The 22,564-nt window shown below is 58.6% G+C and carries 16 protein-coding genes; 3 read left to right on the forward strand and 13 right to left on the reverse strand.

Annotated features, from left to right (window positions below):
• Window positions 1-165: 165 nt before the first annotated feature.
• Window positions 166-1,668, reverse strand: coding sequence for a 4-alpha-glucanotransferase (gene malQ / locus B2A78_RS13670; protein ID WP_240502531.1), 1,503 nt, complete (start codon window positions 1,666-1,668; stop codon window positions 166-168).
• Window positions 1,669-2,094: 426 nt separating this feature from the next.
• Window positions 2,095-3,366, reverse strand: a complete 1,272-nt coding sequence (gene glgC / locus B2A78_RS13675) for a glucose-1-phosphate adenylyltransferase (RefSeq protein WP_077730559.1) — start codon at window positions 3,364-3,366, stop codon at window positions 2,095-2,097.
• A 167-nt stretch (window positions 3,367-3,533) separates the two neighbouring features.
• Between glgC and glgB the strand changes: the two genes are divergently transcribed.
• Genes glgB through B2A78_RS13690 form a run of 3 tightly spaced genes read left to right on the forward strand, consistent with a single transcriptional unit; the run spans window position 3,534 to window position 8,032 of the window.
• On the forward strand, window positions 3,534-5,720 hold the full coding sequence (gene glgB, locus B2A78_RS13680) for a 1,4-alpha-glucan branching protein GlgB (protein WP_077730612.1): 2,187 nt from the start codon (window positions 3,534-3,536) through the stop codon (window positions 5,718-5,720).
• Window positions 5,717-7,198 (forward strand): glycogen synthase GlgA, encoded by a 1,482-nt coding sequence (gene glgA, locus B2A78_RS13685; RefSeq protein WP_077730560.1) that lies wholly within the window; start codon window positions 5,717-5,719, stop codon window positions 7,196-7,198. The genes glgB and glgA overlap by 4 nt, the downstream gene beginning before the upstream one ends.
• A gap of 15 nt (window positions 7,199-7,213) precedes the next feature.
• The gene (locus tag B2A78_RS13690; RefSeq protein ID WP_077730561.1) at window positions 7,214-8,032 is read left to right on the forward strand and encodes a hypothetical protein; all 819 of its coding nucleotides are present in this window, start codon (window positions 7,214-7,216) and stop codon (window positions 8,030-8,032) included.
• A gap of 6 nt (window positions 8,033-8,038) precedes the next feature.
• Here the strand turns inward: B2A78_RS13690 and B2A78_RS13695 are convergent, their stop codons facing one another.
• From B2A78_RS13695 to B2A78_RS13745, 11 genes are all read right to left on the reverse strand, one after another.
• Window positions 8,039-10,546 carry an ABC transporter permease gene (locus B2A78_RS13695; RefSeq protein WP_077730562.1) on the reverse strand — a complete coding sequence of 836 codons (2,508 nt, stop codon included), beginning with the start codon at window positions 10,544-10,546 and terminating at the stop codon, window positions 8,039-8,041.
• Window positions 10,543-11,253: an ABC transporter ATP-binding protein gene (locus B2A78_RS13700; protein WP_205780780.1), complete on the reverse strand. Its 711-nt coding sequence runs from the start codon at window positions 11,251-11,253 to the stop codon at window positions 10,543-10,545. The genes B2A78_RS13695 and B2A78_RS13700 overlap by 4 nt, the downstream gene beginning before the upstream one ends.
• A gap of 29 nt (window positions 11,254-11,282) precedes the next feature.
• On the reverse strand, window positions 11,283-12,254 hold the full coding sequence (egtD, locus tag B2A78_RS13705; protein ID WP_077730563.1) for an L-histidine N(alpha)-methyltransferase: 972 nt from the start codon (window positions 12,252-12,254) through the stop codon (window positions 11,283-11,285).
• Entirely contained in the window at window positions 12,251-13,549 is a 1,299-nt protein-coding gene (gene egtB, locus B2A78_RS13710) for an ergothioneine biosynthesis protein EgtB (protein WP_077730564.1), read from the reverse strand. The genes egtD and egtB overlap by 4 nt, the downstream gene beginning before the upstream one ends.
• A gap of 368 nt (window positions 13,550-13,917) precedes the next feature.
• Window positions 13,918-15,063, reverse strand: a complete 1,146-nt coding sequence (locus tag B2A78_RS13715; protein ID WP_077730565.1) for a hypothetical protein — start codon at window positions 15,061-15,063, stop codon at window positions 13,918-13,920.
• Complete coding sequence (locus B2A78_RS13720; RefSeq protein WP_077730566.1) at window positions 15,053-15,322, reverse strand: phosphopantetheine-binding protein; 270 nt, start codon at window positions 15,320-15,322, stop codon at window positions 15,053-15,055. Before B2A78_RS13720 ends, B2A78_RS13715 begins: the two co-directional genes overlap by 11 nt.
• Window positions 15,298-15,831: a GNAT family protein gene (locus tag B2A78_RS13725; protein WP_133718148.1), complete on the reverse strand. Its 534-nt coding sequence runs from the start codon at window positions 15,829-15,831 to the stop codon at window positions 15,298-15,300. The genes B2A78_RS13720 and B2A78_RS13725 overlap by 25 nt, the downstream gene beginning before the upstream one ends.
• The gene (locus B2A78_RS13730; protein WP_077730568.1) at window positions 15,809-17,413 is read right to left on the reverse strand and encodes an amino acid adenylation domain-containing protein; all 1,605 of its coding nucleotides are present in this window, start codon (window positions 17,411-17,413) and stop codon (window positions 15,809-15,811) included. Before B2A78_RS13730 ends, B2A78_RS13725 begins: the two co-directional genes overlap by 23 nt.
• A 5-nt stretch (window positions 17,414-17,418) precedes the next feature.
• Window positions 17,419-18,483 (reverse strand): LLM class flavin-dependent oxidoreductase, encoded by a 1,065-nt coding sequence (locus B2A78_RS13735; RefSeq protein WP_077730569.1) that lies wholly within the window; start codon window positions 18,481-18,483, stop codon window positions 17,419-17,421.
• Window positions 18,484-18,707: 224 nt separating this feature from the next.
• A complete protein-coding gene (locus tag B2A78_RS13740) occupies window positions 18,708-20,789 on the reverse strand; it encodes an iron-containing redox enzyme family protein (RefSeq protein WP_077730570.1) in 2,082 nt (693 codons plus the stop codon).
• On the reverse strand, window positions 20,786-22,549 hold the full coding sequence (locus tag B2A78_RS13745) for a carbamoyltransferase C-terminal domain-containing protein (protein ID WP_077730571.1): 1,764 nt from the start codon (window positions 22,547-22,549) through the stop codon (window positions 20,786-20,788). The genes B2A78_RS13740 and B2A78_RS13745 overlap by 4 nt, the downstream gene beginning before the upstream one ends.
• Window positions 22,550-22,564 lie beyond the last annotated feature (15 nt).

Raw genomic sequence — 22,564 nt, forward strand, 5'->3', positions numbered from 1 at the left:
GAGGTTGAGAAAATCAGCCGTAGTTACGGCCTAGCCCTCACCGGACTTATGCAACAAAGCTTCTTTTGGCCATTTTCAAACCCGTCTACTTAATCTCTCGTCGCGTACAATACGTTGCGCGCGGGGCGTTGTCGGTCAACTCCAAATCAGCTTTGTGTCGGACGGCTAGCAGCAGCGCCCATGATCGCGGACCCACTCAGCCAGTTTTTCTGCCTTATGCTCTGTAAGCTGCTCCCAAGAAAAACGCCATTGCCAATTGTCGGCGATCGTTCCGGGCGTATTCATGCGATGTCCATGACCCAATTCCAGGACATCCTGCATCGGTATTACCGCTAATCTCGCCACAGACGCGAGCGCGCATCGAACGAGGCTTTGCGGCATTCCCACTTTGTTATCCCCGCAATGATCAAGTAGGTATTCGGAAACACGATGACGCTGTTCCTCCGACAAGTTTTCGTACCAGGATAACGTCGTGTCGTTATCGTGAGTCCCCGTGTAGACCACGTTGTTCTCGGTGTGGTTATGGGGCAGATAAGGATTATCGTCGCCCCCGTCAAAGGCGAATTGCAGTATCAGCATGCCCGGAATATCAAACCGGTTGCGAAGCGCTTCCACCTCGGGTGTGATAATGCCCAGGTTCTCTGCAACCAAGGGTAAGCCCGAGCCGTTGAGCGTGGCGAATACCGTTTCCAGCAGGGCGTCGCCCGGAGCCTTCACCCAGCGGCCGTGAATCGCCGTTTCGGATTCGGCCGGTATCTCCCAGTATGCTTCGAAACCTCGGAAGTGGTCGATGCGTACCCAGTCGTAAAGCGCCAACTGACTCCGGAATCGATCCAGCCACCAGCGGAAGCCGGTCGCTTTCATGTGCTCCCAGTTATAGTGAGGATTTCCCCAGCGTTGGCCGGTAGCCGAAAAATAGTCGGGCGGCACTCCGGCCACGACGCGGGCATAACCGGTCTCGGTCAAATCGAAACATTCTCGACAGGCCCACACCTCGGCGCTGTCGCCGGCGACGAATATCGGCATGTCGCCGAACAACATGACTGCTCTCTGCTTGGCATAGCGTCTTAACTCCGTCCATTGCTCGAAAAAAACGAATTGCTCGAATTCAACCTGAGCGATGCGATCCGCCAGACGTAATCGGGCAGCTTCCAGCGCGGCTGGCTCTCGGTCCCGAATGGCGTTGGGCCATTCCTGCCATGCCTTGCTGCCGAGTTCCTCGCGTAGAGCAATGAACAGCGCATAATCCGATAGCCACCAGTTCTGCTTTTTAACGAATTCGTCATAAGCAGTGCGGTATTCGCTTTGCAAGCATGCTTGGAAGGAGCCGAAGGCCTGTTTTAGGCAACGAAATCGATAATCGGCGACCGAGATTTCGCCGATAGAATCCGGCGGCGCCGGTAGCCAGCCGCGATCAGACAGCCATTTAAGATCTATCATCAGCGGATTGCCGGCATGGGCCGACAAGCACTGGTAGGGTGAGCCATCGGCATGGGTCGGATTAATCGGAAGCGTTTGCCAGACGCTTATGCCGCAGTCAGCCAGAAAATCGACGAATCGATAAGCGTTTTGACCCAAGTCCCCGTTCCCGAGACTGCCGGGCAGGGACGTGATATGCAGAAGAATGCCGGCCCGACGCCGGTCCAATATGCTGTGTGCGTGCGTCAATTCCCCACCTTAACGACTATGAGTTGGGACTTTCCCAGATATGCTTTCGCTAGCGCTTAACGGGATGTTTGGAGATTTGGAGCGTCTTTTTCGCGGATATTGCTGGACGACAGTGGTTTGATGTCAAGAGACAAGTGCAAGTTAAAAGGCGTATCAAGCTGATTTGTTCCTTGCCGGGATTCCGGCAAATACGTTTTCGAGGACGGCTGTGCAATCCACCCGACGGGCGCCCGGGATTCGCCGCGGGTGTTTTGAGGGCATTGCGCGCGCAATTTTTCGATCACACTAGCTGGCTAAGGGGGATCTCGGAGAGATCGAGCGAAATAGCGATGTGGGCGCCATTCAAAACGCAAGAGCTTTTTTTATCAAATAATTTTCGATGGCGCTTTAAGCGCCAATGCAGAAAGCCGGAAGATTAACCGAGCCTCAACGGGCGAAATGCAGCCGCTGTCCGAGAGCGTCCGGAGTCACCAGAACCACGCCACCCGGACTGACATAGAACCGTTTTCGATCTTCTTCCGGATTCTCCCCGATCACGGTATTCGGTGGAATATGGCAGCCCTTGTCGATGATCGCTTTGGTAATGCGGCAGTGCCTGCCGACGTTAACATCCGGCAATATCACTGAATCCTTTACCTTGGAGTACGAGTTCACGCGGACATTGCTGAACAGCAGCGAGTGCCTGACTTCGGCGCCGGAGATAACACAGCCGCCGGATACCATGGAATCTACCGCCATTCCACGGCGATCGTCGTCGTCGAACACGAATTTGGCGGGCGGGGTTTGTGCCTGATAAGTCCAAATCGGCCAATCCTTATCGTACAAGTTAAGCTCGGGATCGATGCCGATCAGCTCCATGTTGGAGGCCCAATAAGAGTCCACAGTACCGACGTCTCGCCAGTACGCTTGTACGCCACTTTGTACATCGCGGAATGGATAGACAAATACTCGATATTTTTTAATTACCGCGGGGATGATGTCCTTGCCGAAGTCGTGACTCGAACCCGGTGTGTCCGCATCTTTGATGAGCTGTTCGAACAAGAAGCCGGTGTTGAAGACATAAATGCCCATGGACACCAATGCATGATCGGGCCGATTCGGCATGGGCGGTGGATTTTCCGGCTTTTCGACAAAGTTGGAGACGCGTTTGTCTTCACTGACATGCATGACTCCGAACGCTTTCGCCTCGGCTAGCGGCACCTCCATGCAACCGATGGTCAAGTCGGCCTGCATTTCCACGTGGTAGGCCATCATCAAGCCGTAATCCATTTTGTAGACATGGTCGCCGGCGAGAATCAGGATATATTCAGGGTCCCTTTGGCGGAAGATATCCAAATTCTGGTATACCGCGTCGGCGGTCCCGGCATACCAAGCTTCCTGAAGGCGCTGCTGGGCAGGCAGGATATCGACAAACTCGCCCAGTTCGGCTCGTAAGAACCCCCAACCCTGCTGAATATGCCGAATTAACGAGTCCGCTTTATATTGCGTTAATACGCCAACTTGTCTGATGCCCGAGTTTATGCAATTTGAAAGTGGGAAATCGATAATTCGAAATTTGCCTCCGAAAGGCACGGCCGGTTTGGCTCGCCACTCGGTCAGCTTATGTAATCGTGTTCCGCGGCCTCCAGCCAGAATAAGAGCCAAAGTATGCCTAGTAAGGCGGCTGACGAAACGGGACGCATGCATCGACTCTGGCATGAAAGGCTCCTTTAGACTGTGCCATCCACTGGGGGCGCAAATTTGATACCATAACGCCCAGGTGTTTCGGGCATTTGCCAACGGCTATATTTTACTATCAGAGGCCAAATAAAGTGAACTCGACCGACACACAATCCGCGAACGAAGCCGGCGGCGTTTTGCCTCAGATGGATTCTGAATTGCAGCGGATCGTTCTGGCGCGCCACCACGATCCGTTTGCGGTTTTGGGTCGGCATCGGACCGAGGGTGGCGATGTCATCCGGGCGATTGTTCCGCAAGCCGAGACGGTGCGGATCGGGGAGCGAGGCCCGGACATGCAACGCATTCCCGGCACCGATGTGTTCGAATGTCATCTGGATCATGATTCCGTTCCCGAGCATTACCGCCTGTTATGGACGGACAAGTCGGGGCAGCCGCAAAGCCATATCGACCCGTATACGTTTCCGCCGCAGCTTTCCGACTTCGACCTTTACCTTTTCGGCGAAGGCAAACATTGGCATATCTATCGTATCCTCGGTGCCCATCCGCACACCGTGGACGGGATCGACGGCATCCTGTTCGCAACATGGGCGCCGAACGCGGAGAGAATCAGCGTGGTGGGCGATTTCAATGCCTGGGACGGGCGGCGGCATCCGATGCGGGTCCGGGGCAACAGCGGAGTGTGGGAACTATTCATTCCCGAGCTCGAACCCGGAACGCTGTACAAATTCGAAATTCGCAACCGCCAGCAGGGTACCGTTCTTTTAAAAACCGATCCTTACGGCCGGCAGTTCGAGCTACGCCCGAATACCGCTTCCTTGGTCGTGCCCGACCGGGCTTACGATTGGAATGACGACGATTGGATGGAACACCGCGCGAACCGCGATTGGCTCCACGAGCCCATGTCCGTTTATGAGGTCCACTTAGGGTCTTGGCGGCATGATGCCGAAGGCGAATTTCTAAACTACCGGGAGCTGGCCAGGCAACTCGTGGCCTATGTCAAGGAGCAGGGCTTCAGCCATATCGAATTACTGCCGATCACCGAGCATCCTTTCGATGGATCGTGGGGTTATCAAACCACCGGCTATTTTGCGCCCACCAGCCGTTTCGGTACTCCGGAGGATTTCCGCTACTTCGTAGATTACTGCCATCAAAACGGAATCGGTGTCTTTCTGGACTGGGTGCCCGCTCATTTTCCGAAGGACGCGCACGGGTTGGCCTGGTTCGACGGTACGCCGCTATACGAACACGAGGACCCGCGGCTCGGCGAACATCGCGACTGGGGTACGCTGATCTACAACTACGGCCGAAACGAAGTCCGCAATTTTCTGATCGGCAGTGCGTTATTCTGGCTGGAAGAATTTCACCTCGACGGACTTCGCGTCGATGCGGTCGCCTCGATGCTTTACCTGGATTATTCCCGTGAACCCGGCGACTGGATCCCCAACAAGTACGGCGGCAACGAGAATCTGGAAGCGATCGCCTTTCTGCGCGAGCTCAATACCGTGACGCACCAGCAATTTCCAGGCACGCTTATCATGGCCGAAGAATCCACCGCCTGGCCGCAGGTGACCCGTCCCACCTGGACCGGGGGGTTGGGCTTTTCGATGAAATGGAACATGGGCTGGATGCACGACACCTTGCTCTACATGAGCAAGGACCCCATCCATCGCCATTATCATCACGATCAGCTGACCTTCGGCTTGCTGTACGCGTTCACGGAGAATTTCATACTGCCGTTCTCCCATGACGAAGTCGTCCACGGCAAGGGTTCGATGCTGCAAAAAATGCCGGGAGACGATTGGCAGCGTTTCGCCAATCTGCGTTTGCTGTACACCTTCATGTTCACTTATCCGGGCAAGAAGCTGCTGTTCATGGGCTGCGAGTTCGGTCAAGGCGGTGAATGGAATTTCAGCAAGGCTTTGGACTGGTATGTACTCGCGTACCCCAATCACAGCGGACTCAAGCAACTGGTGAGCGATCTCAACCGCCTTTATCGGGAAAACCCGGCGTTACATAGGTTCGATTTCGAACAAAAAGGCTTCGAATGGATCGATTGCCACGATGCGCCTCAGTCGACTCTGAGCTATCTGCGACGGTCCTCCGACGAGTTCGCGGTCATGGTGTTCAATTTTACCCCGGTGCCGAGGCAGAACTATCGCATCGGCGTGCCGGAGCCCGGCGTCTACCGAGAGATCTTCAATTCCGACTCGCGTCATTACGGCGGGAGTAATATCGGCAATAGCGCCGTGACCACGGAAGCAAAGGAATGGATGGGAAGGCCGTATTCCATCAGTCTTACACTGCCCCCTTTGGCCGGAATCGTTTTGACTTGCGAGGTTCTTAAGGAGGATGAACCGGAACCTCCCGAATGAAGAAAATACTCTTCGTCACCAGCGAGGCGTATCCGCTCATTAAGACCGGGGGGCTCGCCGACGTCTCGGGAAGCCTGCCGATAGCCTTAAAGGGCCTAGGCCACGATGTCCGCATACTGCTTCCGGGATATGCTTCGGCCATGGCGGCAGGTCATTTCGAACAGGTCCGACTGCTGCACGGCGATGGCGAAATTGCCATTCTGGAAGGCGTTCTGCCCGGTTCGACGGTACCGGTTTGGCTGCTCGCCCATCCCCAGTACTTCGGGCGGTCCGGCAATCCATATTTGGGGCCGGATGGAAAACCCTGGCCCGACAATCCCGAGCGGTTCTCGTTGTTGTGCCATGTTGCCGTGGAGATGGCCATGAATCGGCTGGGACTCCGATGGAAGCCCGACATCGTGCACTGCAACGATTGGCAAACCGGTTTGGCACCCGCGTTGCTCAGCGACGAGCCGGGACGGCCAGCCACCGTTTTCACGATCCACAATCTCGCCTATCAGGGAGTCTTTCCTCACGAAACCTTCGTCAAGCTGCGCTTGCCGAATCGATTTTGGTCCAGTCAGGCGCTGGAGTTTTACAACCAGTTGTCCTTCATCAAAGGAGGATTGGTTTTCGCCGACCGGATCACTACCGTGAGCCCTCACTATGCCGAGGAGATTCAGGGAGAGGAGTTCGGTGCCGGACTCGAAGGCTTGCTCAAGCATCGCCGGGAGCGGCTCAGCGGCATACTCAACGGTATCGATGCCGACGCTTGGAATCCGGCCACCGATCCCTTCATTGGGACGAATTTCGACATCGATTCGCTGGAAAAAAGGCCGGCCAACAAAGCGGCGTTGCAGCGGGCGTTCAAGCTGGCGGAGGATGACGGGATCGTTTTGATGGCTTGGGTCGGGCGCTTGGTTCAGCAAAAAGGCATCGATCTCGTGATCGAGCTTCTGCCCAAGCTGATTCGGATGCCCATTCAGCTCGTCATCGTGGGCAGCGGCGAAGCCCGATACGAGCAGATTCTATTGCACTGGGCACGTCTGTATCCCGATCGTATCGCGGTCAAGCTGGGTTACGACGAGCCGAGCGCGCACCTAATCGAAGCCGGTACCGACCTATTCCTGATGCCTTCCCGGTTCGAGCCCTGCGGTCTCAATCAGATGTACAGCCAACGCTACGGGGCCGTGCCGGTCGTACGTCATGTGGGCGGTTTGGCGGATACCGTGGACGATGCCAACGCCACGAATCTGACGATGGGCCGGGCTACCGGGGTGGTTTTCCGCGATGCTGCCGCCGATGATTTGTTCCACGCCTTGAATCGAGGTTTCGTGCTTTGTCAGAATAAGGTGCTTCGGGAGAAGGTCCAAAAAGCCGGTATGAGCAAGGATTTTTCTTGGCAGCAAAGCGCTCAGCGTTATCTCGATTTGTACGATCGGGCCATGGCCGATCGCCTGACTGCCGACAGCTTGCTGCGTCTCGACGTGGAAACCTAAGCTTTTCGTGCCGATATGTGGCTACGTCTCGCCTTTATCGCAATCGCCGTCACAGTCTCGAATGCCCCGGCCGCCGCTCAGGATTTGTCGACCATCGAGCTGTTCCACCGTCCGTCGGATGAGATGGTGCCGTTGATCCAGCCCTTGCTGGGGCCGGGCGATGTCGTGATCCCCGCCCGCGATCGGCTTATTCTGAAGGCCGACCCCGGAAAGGTCGAAGAAATCCGCGACTTGGTTCGGCAGCTCGATAAAAGTTCGCACAGACTTCTGATCACGGTCACTCAAGGCCGTGATCTGTCCACGGAAACCTTGAATGCGCAGGGGCGTTTGCGCGGACGGATCGATCTGAACCGTCCGGCCGATTCGGATATTCGTATCCGCGGGCATCTTTATCAGTCGGAAGGCCGCGATTCAGCCGGCCACACGCAACAGTTGCAGACTCTGGAGGGGCGATCCGCCTATATCGAAGTCGGAGAACAGATCCCTGTTCCGACTCAATCCTATTACGGCTATGGGTACGGCTACAGCGAAAACATCGAATACCGGCCGGCAACCACCGGATTTGCGGTAACGCCCAGATTGTCCGGCAGCGAGGTGATCATAGAGCTGTCGCCTTGGTCCGACCGGCTCAGCCGGGACCGGTTCGGCGTCATCGACACGCAAAGCGCACACACGGTAATACGGGCCGCGCTCGGCGAATGGGTCGAGATCGGCGGACAAGTGGAAACGTCCGTCCGCGAAGAAAGCGGGCTCGCCAGCCGAAGCTATTCCACCCGCAGCCAGCAAAACAGGATTTTTCTCAAGGTCGAGGATTTGGACGCGGGTAAGCCTTGACGACCATTATTCCTCCCTCAACGCCAAGGCCGGAGTTAGTCTGCTAGCCCTCCATGCCGGATAGAGTCCGGCGATCAACGCCGCGGTAATCGAAAGAAGCGGCGCTTGCCACAGCTCCACGCCGGAAACCGCCAAATCCATGCTCCAGCCGAAAGACCGAAGGTTGATGACCTTGACCAGTGCCATGGCCAGGGCGAACCCCAGGGGCAGTGCAAGAACCCCGGCGCAAAGGCCCAGAAAACTGGTTTGCGTGAGCACGAGGCCGATCAGTTGCCGCGGCGTCATTCCCAGCGATCGCAGCACGGCGAATTCCCGCGTCCGTTCGAGCTGTATCGCCAGCAGCGCGCTCAGGATCCCGATCAGCGCGACCCCGACGGCGAGGAGGCGCAGCACATGGGTGACGGCGAAGGTGCGTTCGAAAAACTCCATCGAGGCTTGCCGGATTTCGATATTCGAACGGATCAGCACGGTGCCGGGTTGCCGAGTCAGGTCCTGTATTTTCGCTTTTACCGCTTCTGCCGTAATCCCGCTTGCGAGATAAAGGCCGAGCGAGGTTACGCCGGTATCGTTCCAAAGGTCCGCATACAAGTCCCGTCGCAGGACTGCGAGTCCCTGATCCGAGCGGTAATCGAAAAAGACTCCGGCGATGACAAACGGCTTCGGACCTCGTGACGTGCTCAACATTAAGGAATCGCCGGCTCCCAGCCCGTGCCGCGTGGCAAAAGGTTCGGAAACGATGACGACCGGCTCGGCCATAAACCGCTTCCAAACCGTCTGATCGTCGGCCGATTTGAAACGGAACGTCGGCCGCTCCGGGTAAGCCGGCTGAAACGCCAGGAGCTCGATGCGGCCGACTGAGGATTCGGCGAAGGTCCGGCGTCCGAGGCTGAAGCCCGCGATGCCGGGCAAGCGGACGGCGTCCTCCAGCAGGGATGAGGGCAAGGGTTCGCTCGCGATGCCGGTTTCCGTGGGACGGGCCACGTAAAGATCGGCCTGAAGCAGTTGTTGCAGCCAATCGGCGATGGTGAAGCGAAAGCTCTCCACCATCATGCCGACGCCGATGGCGACGGCTACCGAAATGCTCAATGCCGCCGTCGCCAAACCGGTTCGGCTCAAAGCGGCGGACGTACCTCGGATGGCCAGGCGGACGATTGGCCTGGCGGTGCGCGGACACAGTCTGGTGAGCCCCAGCATCGCTGCGGGGATAAAGAGCGCATAAGCCCCCGCCAGCAGGAAGATCCCGACTATCGCCGTAATCAGACCGGCCGCCGGCCAGTTCAGGAGGAAGACTCCGAGGATTCCGCTTGCTATCCCCAATAAAGTCAATTTCGGCAGCCACCGGCGCACGCTCTGTTCCAGGCCGGAGCGGCGCTGGGCGCGGACCGGCCGGGTCGAAGCCGCATCCAGGGCGGCGGGCAATGCCGCCAATACCGAGGCCGAGATTCCGATCGACAGGCTGCGCAGTAAAGCCGCAGGAGAGACCGAAAACTCCGTCACCGTGACGACGAAATACATATCGCTGATGGTGCGGGTGATTTGATCCAGGAGACCGCGAGCCGCGACCAATCCCAGCATCAATCCGAGCAAGCTGCCGAAGAGACCGAGCAGTCCGGATTCCAACAGGATTTCGCTCATGACCTGTCTGCGAGTGACTCCGACGATGCGGAGATTGGCGAGCAGCGGGCGGCGTTGCAGCACCGTGAAGGTCATCGTGTTGTAGATCAGGAAAAGGCCGACCAGCAGCGCCATCAGACTCATGGCTTTCAGGTTGATTTCGAAGGCATGGGCCATGCGCGCGGTTGCGGTGTTTCGTCCCGCGGCATCGATCAGCGCGGCGTTTTCGGGCAGCATGCCGCGTAGCTTCTCCAGTTCGCGGGATTCGTCGGGCAAGACGAGGTCGATGCGGTCGAGCCCGCCGATCTTGCCCAGTATCTCCTGGGCCGTGGCGATGTCGGCGAGCAGCAGGCCTTCCAAAGCGGGATCGGGCTTTTCCTCGGGATCGACATAGCCGACCACGCGTACCGTCCGCGGCGTGCCCGCGACCTCCACGGTCAGGTTGTTGCCGGGGCCGATGTTGAGCCGCTGGGCGGTGACACGGGAAATCAGCGCCGTATCGGGCTCCGTCAGAAGATCGACCATCGCGGCGAACGAGGATCGAGTGAGCCCTTGCCGTATCGGGCTTTCAGCGAAGGGGTCGAAGCCGGCGAGTCGCAGGGTCTGATCGTGCGCCGCGACATAGCCCTCGACGACGGGCGCCATGGGCACATCGCCTAAATCCCGTCTGAGCTTGGGATAAAGCGTCTCGTCGAGGAGTCCGATCCCGGCGACGATGTGATGGGTAGTCTTGCCGGTCAGCGCGCTCATCGACAGCTGAAAGGCGCGGCGCGAACTCTCTACGGCCAAATCCACCGAAACCAGCATCGCTACCCCGAGGGCGATCCCCAGAATCGCCAGCACGAGCTGTAGCGGATGCCGGTAAAAGTGCCGGCGATTGGCTTTGTTCAGCAGCGTCATCGTGACATGAGCCTGCCGTCCCGCAGCTCCCACACCGCATCGGCGCGCTCGGCCACTTCCCGGCTGTGGGTGGCGACCAGCAAAGTCTTGCCGCGCCTTCTGACGGCGTGATCGAGGAGATCCAGAATGTGCCGCCCCGTCGCGCTGTCCAGATTGCCGGTCGGTTCGTCGGCGAGAATCAGCGAGGGATCGTGCACCAGCGCCCTAGCCAGGGCGACCCGCTGCTGCTCGCCCCCGGAAAGCGAATCCGGATAGCTGTCATGCCGGTCGGCCAAACCGACTTCTTCGAGCAGCGTAACTGCCCGGCGCCGGGATTCGTCGGCGGAAAAACCGTTCAATTCGGCGGGCAGGGCGACGTTTTCCAGCACCGTCAAGGTCGGCAGCAGATTGAAGAACTGATATACGAAGCCGATATGGCTGCGCCGGAACAGGGTTCGCTCCGGTTCGCGCAGCCGGTTCAGATCGAGATCTCGAACAATGATCGATCCGGAGTCTGCCACGTCCAGACCTGCGATCAGATTCAAAAGAGTCGATTTCCCCGATCCGCTCTGTCCCAGCAAGGCCACGAAGCGCCCTTCGCCGATGTCGCCGTCGATACCCTGGAGCACCGGACGCAGTCGGTCGCCTTCCCGATAACCATGAGTCACTCCGCGCAGCATCAGCAGCGGTCGCTCGGAATGGATGGCGGCGGGGGCTTCGGTATGCAAATCGCTGTTGGTGATCGGGTGGTTTCGCCCTACGACGGTAAGTCGAAGTAATGGATGCTGAACAGATTGCAGTCGTCCAGCCAACATCCCCGGACCCTGAAGCCCGCCGTCCGGGCGAGTCGTTGAAACTCTTCGACCGTGTACTTGTAGGAGTTTTCCGTGTGTACCGATTCGCCGTCGGCAAATGTGAGGAATTCTCCGGCCAGGCGAATTTCTTGCGCGCCGCGGCTGATCAGGTGCATCTCGATGCGGCTTTCTCGGACATTGTAGAAGGCGTAATGATAGAACCGACCGGGATCGAAATCGGCGTCCAACTCGGTGTTGAGGCGGTGCAACACATTCAGGTTGAACTCACGGGTCAGTCCTTGCGCGTCGTTGTAGGCCCGATGCAGCACCGCCGGATCCTTCTTGAGATCGACGCCGATCAGCAAACCGCCGTCCGGTTCCACGAGTCGAGCGACCCGTCGAAGAAAAGCCAGAGCCTCTCCGGGCTCGAAATTACCGATGGTCGATCCGGGAAAAAACACGACTTTTTTCGATTCGGCCGAAGCCGGAGGCGGCTCGAACGGTTCCAAGCCGGCGGTATAGTCCATGCACATCGCATGCACGCGCAACCATGGGTATGCGGCTCCCAGCGCCTGAACCGAAAGTTTCAGATGATCCTTGGAAATATCCATCGGCATGTAGACGGCTGGGTGCAGGGTTTCCAGCAGGAGCTGCACTTTTTGGCTGTTGCCGCTGCCCGGCTCGATGAGGATGCAGTCCTTGCCGATGGTTTCCGCGATCTCTTGAGCGGAGTCGCGGAGGATGCCGACTTCGGTGCGAGTCGGGTAATACTCGGGCGTCTCGCAAATGGCCTCGAACAATTCGCTGCCCCGCTTATCGTAGAACAGTTTCGGGGGCAGCCGTTTTTTCGGGCTGAAGAGGCCGCTCAATACCTCGTCGAGGATATCCGCCTGCGCCGGCTCCCGGTCCGTGAATCGGATGCGCCGAGCGGTCATGAGCCATCCTCCGCCAGGCGGATGCCGGTAAACTGCCAGCGGTCCGGCGGATAAAAAAAGTTTCGATAAGTGGTGCGGATGTGCGACTCCGGCGTCGCGCACGAACCGCCTCGGAGCACCATCTGATTGCACATGAACTTGCCGTTGTATTCGCCGATCGAGCCGGCCAGCGGCTTGAATCCGGGGTAGGGCGCATAAGGGCTCCGGGTCCATTCCCAGACGTCTCCGAAAATCTGCGCGATATCGCCTCCTGCCGTTTCCGAAGTCGCAGCGGGATGATAGCGGCCCGATTCGCGGAAATGACCCCGAATCGCACAACGGGATGCGGCGCATTCCCATTCCGCTTCGGCCGGCAGGCGCTTGCCCAGGAAACGGGCATAGGCGTCCGCTTCGTAGAAGCTGACGTGGCAAACGGGTTCGCTTTCGTCGAGAGGGTGCATTCCCGACAAAGTCATCAGCCACCATTCGCCCTCGATGTTCTCCCAGTACAGCGGAGCCTGCCAGCCACGCTGCCTGACTGCCGCCCAACCGTCGGAAAGCCACAATTCCGCCCGCCGATAGCCGCCGGCCTCGACGAACTCCAGGTATTCGCCGTTGGTGACGAGGCGCGAGGCGAGGCGGTAGTCCCGGAGGTAAACCTTGTGGCGGGGTGTTTCGTTGTCGTAGGCGAAGCCGGCGCCCGCATAGCCGATCTCTTCGATGCCGCCGCCGTAGTCCAGCCATTCCAATGCCGGTGCTGCCGGAGCTCTCGGATGGTTCGCGGGGCGGTAGGCCGGGCGCAGGGGATTGACGGCAAAGTTGTACTTGATATCGGTGAGGAGAAGTTCCTGGTGCTGCTGCTCGTGATTCAAGCCGAGCAGGAGGCGCGAGGCGATTTCATCCTTGTCCGACGTCGGCGGGGCAGTCAGCAATTCAGCCATGGCTTCGTCCACGTAAGCGCGATACCGGTAGATTTCCTCTACGGTGGGCCGCGCCAACAGGCCCCTCTGAGGCCGTGGAAAGAAGCTTCCGACGGTTTCGTAATAAGAATTGAACAAATAACCGTATTGTTTGTGGAAGAGCCGGTAAGATTTCAGGTAAGGGATTAGCAGGAAGGTTTCGAAGAACCAGGTGGTGTGGGCCAGATGCCACTTCGGCGGACTGACGTCGGGCATGGCCTGGATGACGTAATCCTCGGTGGCCAACGGCGCGCACAAGGTTTCGCTGTCCCTGCGAATGGCGCGGTAGTCCTCGAGCAAGGCATCGGCCGGATTCTCTTTGCGCGCGAAGCGAGCGGAACGATCGGCTTGTATCATGTTTTACCTCCCTGGATCGCAGGGGGCATTCTAAAACGCCGAGCCTTTCAAGGCTAACCGTAGTGTTACTACAAGGAGTAATCCCATTCGGGATTCGAGTGAACATTACGTAGGGTGGGTTAGCGAAGCGTAACCCACCGATCCGAAGTCGCTCGGTGGGTTACGGCCTCGCGGCCTAACCAACCCTACAAAATTCATTCCTGATTGAAAGCGATTTGGAAGAAATTCCGGAGCAAGAGGAGAATCTGTCAGAGCACTTTGAAACAGTGCAGTGCTTGACGGAAAGCGATCGTTGTCAGAATGTCAAAACAACCGTTTTTTTCTGTCCGAATCGATTCATATTCGATTATCGGAAATTCGGCGTCGAATCAGAACTGTTCACGAAACCCCGTCCACCACTCGCCGTCAGCCCGTGTCAAAAAAGCTTGACCTGCATGAACGGCAGCCGTCACCTCGCTTCTGCGGGCATGCACCAAAGCCAGCGTCGGCGCCCGGTGATAGCTGCGGCACCGGTTGCGATACAGCGGATCGATAAGCCAGGCTTCCAGCCGGCCCTGCACGGCCGTCGTGCCGTGGCGGTCGGCATCGAGCAGCAGGGATGCGAAAATTTCGTTCTCGTTATTTTCGTCCGCGACGATCTGCATCACCTCCGCGATGCGGCTGGGCGAAAGGTAATAAAGATACCAACCCGACAGCTTACCGTTCGAATCGCGGACCTGCCGTCCGATCAGCGGACCCCGCGAGGTCACGCTCGACATCTCGTCCAGCAGCCAGGCCAGATAGGATTTGCCGTAATCGGGGTGAAGACGCCAGCGCGCCGAGAGCCTAGGCCAAGCCGCCGCCATGGCTTCCGGCGCGAGATCTTCCTCGACAAGCTTTTCGGTGGAACGTGCCGGACGCAACATGCCGTTTTTCAAGAGACTCCGTGCCGCACCGTCGAGCAGCACCGAAAGCGGTCGGGACATGCTTACGACCGGCCTGAGAGCAGGATGCTTCCGGCCGATGTATTGGCTGGCGAATGCCGCCGGCCGGAGTAACCGTATCCAGCCCAAGGAGTGCAGGTGCGCGGTCTGTCCTCCCAGTTGCTCCCACAAATAACGCCCCTGGTCGTTTGCGCCGTCGGTAATCGATAAATCCTGAGGACCGCCGAGAAAGTGCCGAAGCAGGAATACGCCGGCGCCCTTGGCCCTTGCCTCCGGAAGTGTCGCGAACGGTCCGCTGCACGCCATGCGTATCGGCCGGCCGTCGAAGATCATCCGCTGCACGCTCACTCTCAGAAATCCGCCGATTCGGCCTTGAGCATCCTCGTAGACCAGCGACGGAATCTCGGGATCGTAGCCTGGCGGATCGAGACACATGCGGCGTACGTAGTCGGCCAGTCGGTCCGGTGCCGCGGAGCGATCCGAGCGGAATACCCGTTCGAGGACTGCCGCTACCGCCGCGATGTCATTAGACGTGAGCGGGCGAATGGACTGGCGCCGCAGACTCCTGACTCGCGCCGGCTCAAGCGACATCGGTGAGATTCCGCCGGCTTTCGATATAAGCCGCAATTCGGCTTACCGAGCGAAATTTTTCCAGGTTCAGATCCAAGTCGTCGATCGATACCGAGATGCCGAACTCCCGCTCCAATTGAGCGATCAAGTTGACGAGCAGTAGAGAATCCAGCAATCCGGCGTCCACCAGATCGGTATCGGGCTCGGGAATTTCGATGTTGAGGCGATCGAAGAGGAGGCGCGTAACGGCTTGCATCAGTGACTCGGTGCTTTGAGGCATTTTGTTCTCCGGTGCTCATGGGCCAATAAATCGAATAGCAGACGGTCCAGGTATCGATCGCCCAACCGGTGACAGCGTCGTTGCCGCCCGATCGGTCGAAAACCGGTTTTCTCCAGAACGCGGATCGACGCGACGTTTCCCTCCACGGCCCACGCGTTAATCGCTTGCAGCCCCAAGCTGCCGAAGCCGTGGTCCAGTAACTGGCGGACTGCCTGGGTCGTATAACCGCCGGTTGCGTACGTCTTGTCGCCGAGCACGTACCATAAAGTGGCGGTTTTGAAGAAATCCGTGATGCTGCTGAGCCCGACGATGCCAATCGGCTGTTCGCTCTCCGGCGGCGCGAAAAGGCGTAAACAGTGGATGTCGCGCTGGACCATCACCTGTAACAGCATTGGCGTCAGGATTTGCACGTCGCCGCCGAAGTCCAGCCATCGATAGTTCTCTTCGGCAGCGAGCCAGTCGGCGGCGGTCGCCAACCACTTGCCGTCAAGGTTCCACAGCTGTGTCATGTTGAAAGAGGCTCCGCAAACGAGGCCGGTCGATTTTGCCGTTGGCGTTCTTGGGGAGTCGCTCCAGTGGCAGCCAATGCATCGGTAACGCATAGCCCGGGAGCAATCGAGACGCCTGCTCTCGCAAATGGGCTGCCGACACCGTTGAACCCTGCCGCGGTACGTAGGCGCAGCAGATGGCATTGCCCTCGAATCCGTCGGTCGGCATGGCTACTACGGCACATTCTTCTAGGCTCTCGATCGAATAGAATGCCGCTTCGACTTCTCCGAGCTCGATCCGGTAACCACGGCTCTTGATCTGGGTGTCGGCGCGTCCGACGAAATAGAAAAGGCCATCTTCTCCCCGTTTCGCCAAATCGCCGGTCTTGTAGATGCGATCTTCGGGATTTGCCGCGCGGGGATTGGGCAGAAACGCCGCAGCGGTCTTTTCCGGGGCTTTCCAGTAACCGGGGCTCAGGCCCGCTCCCCCGATGTACAAATCGCCGATTTCGCCGGGCGGAACTTCGTTCAGGTTCGAGTCCAGCACCAGCAACTCTTCGCCGGCGCAAGCGGTGCCGATCGGAATAGGCGCCAGCTCGCTCCGCGGGCATTCAGGTACGGTGTAATAACTGCTCGCTATGGTCGTTTCGGTCGGACCGTAAAGATTGGTGAACCGGACATGCGGCAGTCGCTGCATGAAATGGATGAGGGTCGGAGTGGGCAATACCTCGCCGCACCACAACATCCGTTTGAGCATGGGAAAGTCGTTCTGCGTCACGATGCCGTGCTTGGCCATAAGGTTCAATACCGATGGGACCGAAAACCATTGGGTCAACTCGGCCGAGCGGATGAATTCGGCGAGTTTGTGCGGCAATAAATTGAGCGCAGACGGGATCATGTGCAGCTCGGCTCCCGCCGAAAGCGTGCCGTAGATGTCGAACATGGACAGATCGAAATGCAAGGGCGTATGGCCCGAAATCCGGTCGCCGGGTTCGATGCCGAAGTAACTCCGTGCCCACTCCACGAAGGCGATCACGTTACGATGAGTGATGACCACCCCCTTGGGGACGCCCGTCGAGCCGGAAGTGAATAGAATGTGGGCGATATCGAGCCCGTTGTTTTCGGTCTCCGGCGGTACGGAAGGATATGTGTCCACCTCGGTCATATCGAAGCATGCGGTGAATTTCCGTCCGTTCAAGCGATATTGCTCGATCGAGCCGATCATCATGGGGTAGTCGCCGATCTCTTCAAGGATGTCATCCAAGAGTTTCACCGCCTCGGACGAGACCAGCGCTCCCCACGGCTCGGAAATTCTGATCATCGGTGCCAGGCGCGCGGGGGGGCTGGTCAGATCGATCGGAACATAAACCGCATCTGCCTTGAGCACGCCTAGCATGGCCACGACGGCAGCCGGCGATTTAGGCAGCAACAGACAAATTCGATCGCCGCGGCGGCAACCGGCTTTTAGCAAATGCCAAGCCAAGCGCGAGCTCGCTGAATCCAGTTCTCCGTAAGTCAAAGAGGAACTTCCCAGGGTAACGGCAATGGCATTTGGGCGCAGCTCGGCCTGTCGGGATACGTAATCTTGCAACAGTTCGGGCACGGTGCTTACCCCTTTAGGGATTCTAGGGCTTCGCGAAAAACGACTGCCGTATGCTCCAGTTCTTCCTCGCTGGGCGGGATATCGAGAATGAAAGTAAGATGGCCGAGCCTGACGTAGCTGGCGATTTCCCGTGCCACCCGTTCGTAACAGCCCACCAGATAAGGGCAAAACGTCTGGTAATTGTGGAAGGGGCCGAGCCAATAGGGGTTATCGTCGTCCACGGCCGCTGCATGCGACGACAGCTGTTTATGCCAGTCGGAGTCCGACACTTTCATTGCGAGATGATGGGTCAGCTGCCCTTCGCGGGTTTCCGGAAAACGCTCTAAGGCGGCCCGCCATGCCTGCTCGGCCGAGGAACGTGCCACGATGCCCACCCGAACGCCGCAGGGCACTCCGATATCCTTTTCTACGCCTCGCTCTTCATTTGGAGGCAAGGGGTACTTGATCGCGGTTGCGCCTATCGCGTGAGCCGCCGCCATACCGGCATCCGACGAGCCCGATATCAGGATGCCGGGCTGCAGCGAAGGCGGCAGCGACGGAGACATCTTGAGATTGTGGACGTGGTAATACTTTCCCTCGAAGCTTATGCCCGCCGGGCTCTCCAGCAGTTGCCGGATAATCGTCGTGTACTCGACCGTACGCGCGTAGCGCTGGTCATGGGGCGTATCATCGCCAAGGGCCGACAGATCGTTGCGGAAGCCGCCGGCCAGCATGTTCAAATAGACACGCCGCCCGTACAGAAATCCTAGCGTCGCGACTTTCTTCGCGGCCGTATAAGGGTGCATATAGATCGGCTGAACGGCCACCAGCGGAGCTAAGGTCGCAGTGTGTTCCAGAATGATTTGACTCACCAGCCACGGGTCCGCCAGCGAGTTGTCGGTGTAGACCAGAATGCCTCGGCATCCGATACGCTCGCTCCAGCGGGCTACCTCGATGACACGCTGTCGATAGGATTTCGGATCGCCGGTAGTGGATTGAGGGCAGGTCGAGAAAACGTCGATCGCGTCAAGACCGATGCGGCTTTCTCCGGAAAAATCGGCAGATGCACTGTTACGCTGAAGCTGCGACATAAAGCCTTCCTTGGAAATGTCGTTCCAGATCGTTGGTTAAAGCCTGCCTAGCGTGCGCAAAGCGGCCATTGTCCTTTTCGGCCGGGCAGTCGGATCGCGATTGGGCTTGACGCTTTTTCGATTCGGTGTCCGTGAATCTCTGAGTCAAGAATTGGCGTGTCGTTGCCCGATCGATACGTTCATATAAACGTCTTGTGGTCCGGTTCGCCCATTCGTACGTTTACCTATCTTGTCGGGTACGCCGTCTTCAAACGGTCAGCAAAATAGCGCTGCATGAATCGGCCCGTCATCGGCAGAATGGCGACGCCGAGGGATACGTAACCTAACCGGATTCTGCGCCATGCTTCTTGCATGCCCGAAAAATCACTCCGCTGTCGTACTCGGTCCAGGTAGAGCAGGATGGCGTCGCGTGCCCGGCCCGCATGCCCGGATGCCAGATTGTCGATGGTCTGGTGAAGTTGAATGATGGTGGGATCGATTCCGTAATGGCGGAGAATATCCGCAACCTGCATATAGCCGGCCCCGAGTCCGCTCAACTCGATGGCGAGATTGAGACCCAGCAGTTCCGGGAAATAGCGGTCCTTGAGCAGCCCGATAGCCAGCATGTAAACCGGCAATTCAAACGCGGCGTCGGTTAATCTTCGATCCTGGGCGAAGCCTTCGGTCTCGAACTCGGGAATCGCCAAGTCCAAGCTCTCCAGCAGCCGTCGATAGACATTGGCATGATTGCGTCCCGGTCTGCCGTTTCCCACCTCGTCGGCATAGATATGCAACAGATGCCGTTCGATCTCGCCGAGATTTTCGGAGGCCGTCGGAATGGCGGCCAGCCAGCAGCCGTCGACCAGAATGGACGGCGCCAGTTGCAGAATTGCCCAAAGACAAAACTCCCGCCCAATCCTGGGATTGCCGTTCAGGGGACGATAGCGCGCGGCTTCCTGCCGATAAGCGGCTTCTATCCACTCGCTGAAGGCCGCCGGATGATAATGGCGCAAAGAACGACGGATCGGTTTCAGCAAGTCCAGCCATCGGCTGCGGCCAAGAATGCGCTTCACCGCGATCGTCGCTTCGGGCGGGCAGTCGCCGGCGGATTCGGCACGGAGCAGCGCGGAGAAGAGCCGTCGGCGGCTCATGGCAGGCGGCGAGGGCTGGTGTTTTTTCGGTCCAGCCCGTGCGTTCTGTGGAGTTGGCACTGCACGGGGTTCGCTAATGGACCGGCGAGCCGTTTCGCCGGCGTCGATTGCTTCCGATTCGGCATCGGGATTTTCGATCCAGTTGAGACAGGACCGCCGTTCCTCTTCGGTGAACACGCCGAACATGGCGCCACCGAATTGCATGGCTCGAATCAGCCGGCCGGCGGCTGGACATCGGAGATCCACATAAGGCGAGGTGCGCAATGCTTCGAGCATCGCACCGGGATCGTCCTCGGCCTGTGCCAGCCATTGATCAAGGCTACGCTCTTGGAGCATCACCCGACGATGGTAGCCGATGGCGTACCGGCGCTTCGCCCTAACGATGTCGGCCATGGCGTCGGCGGCCGTCGGGCGTCGATTCCGGTCGGCGGAGAAAGCGAGCAGAAGTGATTCGAACGCATGGCGGTAGAGGTGCCAGCCGGCGCGGATACGCGCCAAGTGGCCGTATTCCCGGAGGTGGGACTCCAACGCAGCTGATGCCAAAGGGCGGACAGCGTTCGAAAATCGTTCCCGTGCCGAAATCCAAGCGGTTTCAGGGCTATCCGAGAGAGTAGCCCACCAAGCCGAATCCAAAAAGCAATGAGCAAGGGTGTAGCCCAGCAGCTCCGGAAAGAAGGTACGGGGTTTGTGCATCAGGCCGAGATGGAGGCAGGGCATGCGCAGGGCGAAATCGGGGAAACGCCGGTCGCTGAAAAAAGTAGGGCTGTAAATGGCCGGGAGCGTTATGGTCGAATTCGTCAACAAGCTCCGGAAATGTAGGGAAAGGGGCGGTGAGTCGTCCTCCAGCCCGATCGTTCGGCAGTAAATCGCAAATAGGTGACCGTGCGCGGACAAATGGCCCGTGGCCGGCTGGGATACGCGGGCCAGCCACGCGCCTTCGAGCAACGCGCTTGGACTGAGAGCCAAGAGCAACGATCGTCGTTCGGCTGGGTCGGCGACATTCGGCGCGTTAACCGGCACCCAGGTTTCGAGTTGGAAGTCGGGTCGATTTTGCTGCTCTTGAGCTTCGATCAAAGCGGCTTTCACGAACTCTTCGGCGGTTTGCAGAGTTCCTCGATCGGGAGGATCGTTCAGCAGAACCTGGCAAAGAGAGCGGAAATCCGGCGACGCGGTCATGGCTGAAGACCTGGCTTGGTGAACAGATGATCGTCGATGACCAGGGCGTCGAGGCCGGACGTGAGCAATACGCCGGCGGCGTCCTCCACGCTGTGCACGATGGGTTTGCCCATGACGTTGAAGCTGGTGTTGAGCAGGACCGGCACGCCGGTTCGTCGATGAAATTCGCCGAGCAGCGCATGAAAACGCGGATTCCAGTCTTGCTTGAGCGTTTGCAGCCGACCGGTGCCGTCGACGTGGACCACGGCGGGCACCCGGTCAAGTACGGTGGGCCTGAAGCGCAGGGTACGATCCATATAGGGGCTTTCCTGGTAGTTTTCGAAGAAATTCGGACCGTGCTCGTGCAGAACGACCGGCGCATAGGGACGGAAGCGTTCGCGGAATTTCACGTCTCGGTTGATGCGCTCGCCCATGTCCCGCGACCTGGGGTCGGCCAGAATGGAACGATTGCCCAGCGCGCGGGGGCCGAATTCGGCGCAGCCTTGAACCCAGCCCAAGATTTTTCCCTGGGCCAGAAGATCCGCGGCAGCGGTTATTACGGCTCCATCCGGCAAGTGTCGAACCGGAAGTTGTGCGTACTGAGCGAGACGTTCAATGGCGTCGCGCTTGATGCGGCTACCTAAATAGGGCGAAAGGCGGCGGGGTTCCGTCCGGCTTTCCGGATGGTCGTCGTGAAACGCCAGCAGGGCTGCGCCTAAGGCGGTTCCGTCATCGGCCGGTGCCGGCGGGACGTACAGCGATTGGAACGGCGTATGTGCCAACAGCTGACCGTTGCAGACCGAGTTGAGCGCGCATCCTCCCCCGAAAGCCAGATTATCGGACGAGGCGAGTTCGTGGAGATTGGCGATGAGCCGGTTGACGGTCTCGGTGAAGAAATGCTGGCCGGTATGGGCCAAATCCGCGACAGCCTCCGGTGCTTGATTCTTCAATCTCCGACGGGTTATCAGGCGGTTCAGGTACTCGAAGAATCGTTCGTAATCGGGAGCCAGGCGCAAACCCTCGATCCGCATCGTGCCGCGCAGCCAGCTCAAGACCTCCTCGTCGATCCGTCCGTAGGACGCGAGCCCCATGACTTTCCATTCCTCGCCGCCTATCCAATCGAAACCGCATAGCTCGGTGAGCTTCATATAGTAGAATCCCAAGCTGAGCGGGCCGCGTGCTTCGAAGAGAGGTTTCAGGCGTCCGTTGCGATAGGCGAAGAACGCCATGGAGCCTTCCTCGCCATAAGAATCGATTACCGCGCAGGCTGCCTCGTCGAAAGGACTCCCGTAACACGCCAGCGCGGCATGGGTCAGATGATGGTCGTAATGGCGGAAACGGACGGATGCGCCGGGAAAGTCGCGGCCCAATGTGCGCGCCAGGTTGATCCCGATCCGCCGCATGGCGTGGTGCTGGCAAGCCAGCATGTGGTGGATCTGATGCATGTCCAGCCACGTGGTAAGCCGGCGTCCTTTGCCGCTCAGGATGCCCCGGGGCGACAGCCAGCCGAGCAGCTTTGCGAGCCTCTCGTAGATCGGCCGCGATTTGCGCCAGTTGCACGCGATGACGAATTCGTCGGCATCGCCGCAATGCTCGCGCAGAAGCTTAGGGATGAGGTATAGGTTGTCCGGCTCGCAATTCAGGGCGCGCTTGTATTGAAGGTGGCGTTCGGTAGCCTCCGCGAATAAGATCTCGCCCGCATCGTTCAGGATGGACAGCGCCGGATCGTGATAGGTCGTGCAGAGGCCAACATAATACGTTCGGGTGTCGTGTTTTTTCATTGCCGATTCCGAAGG

This window comes from Methylocaldum sp. 14B (assembly GCF_002005105.1).
In the GTDB taxonomy this organism is placed as follows: Bacteria; Pseudomonadota; Gammaproteobacteria; order Methylococcales; family Methylococcaceae; genus Methylocaldum.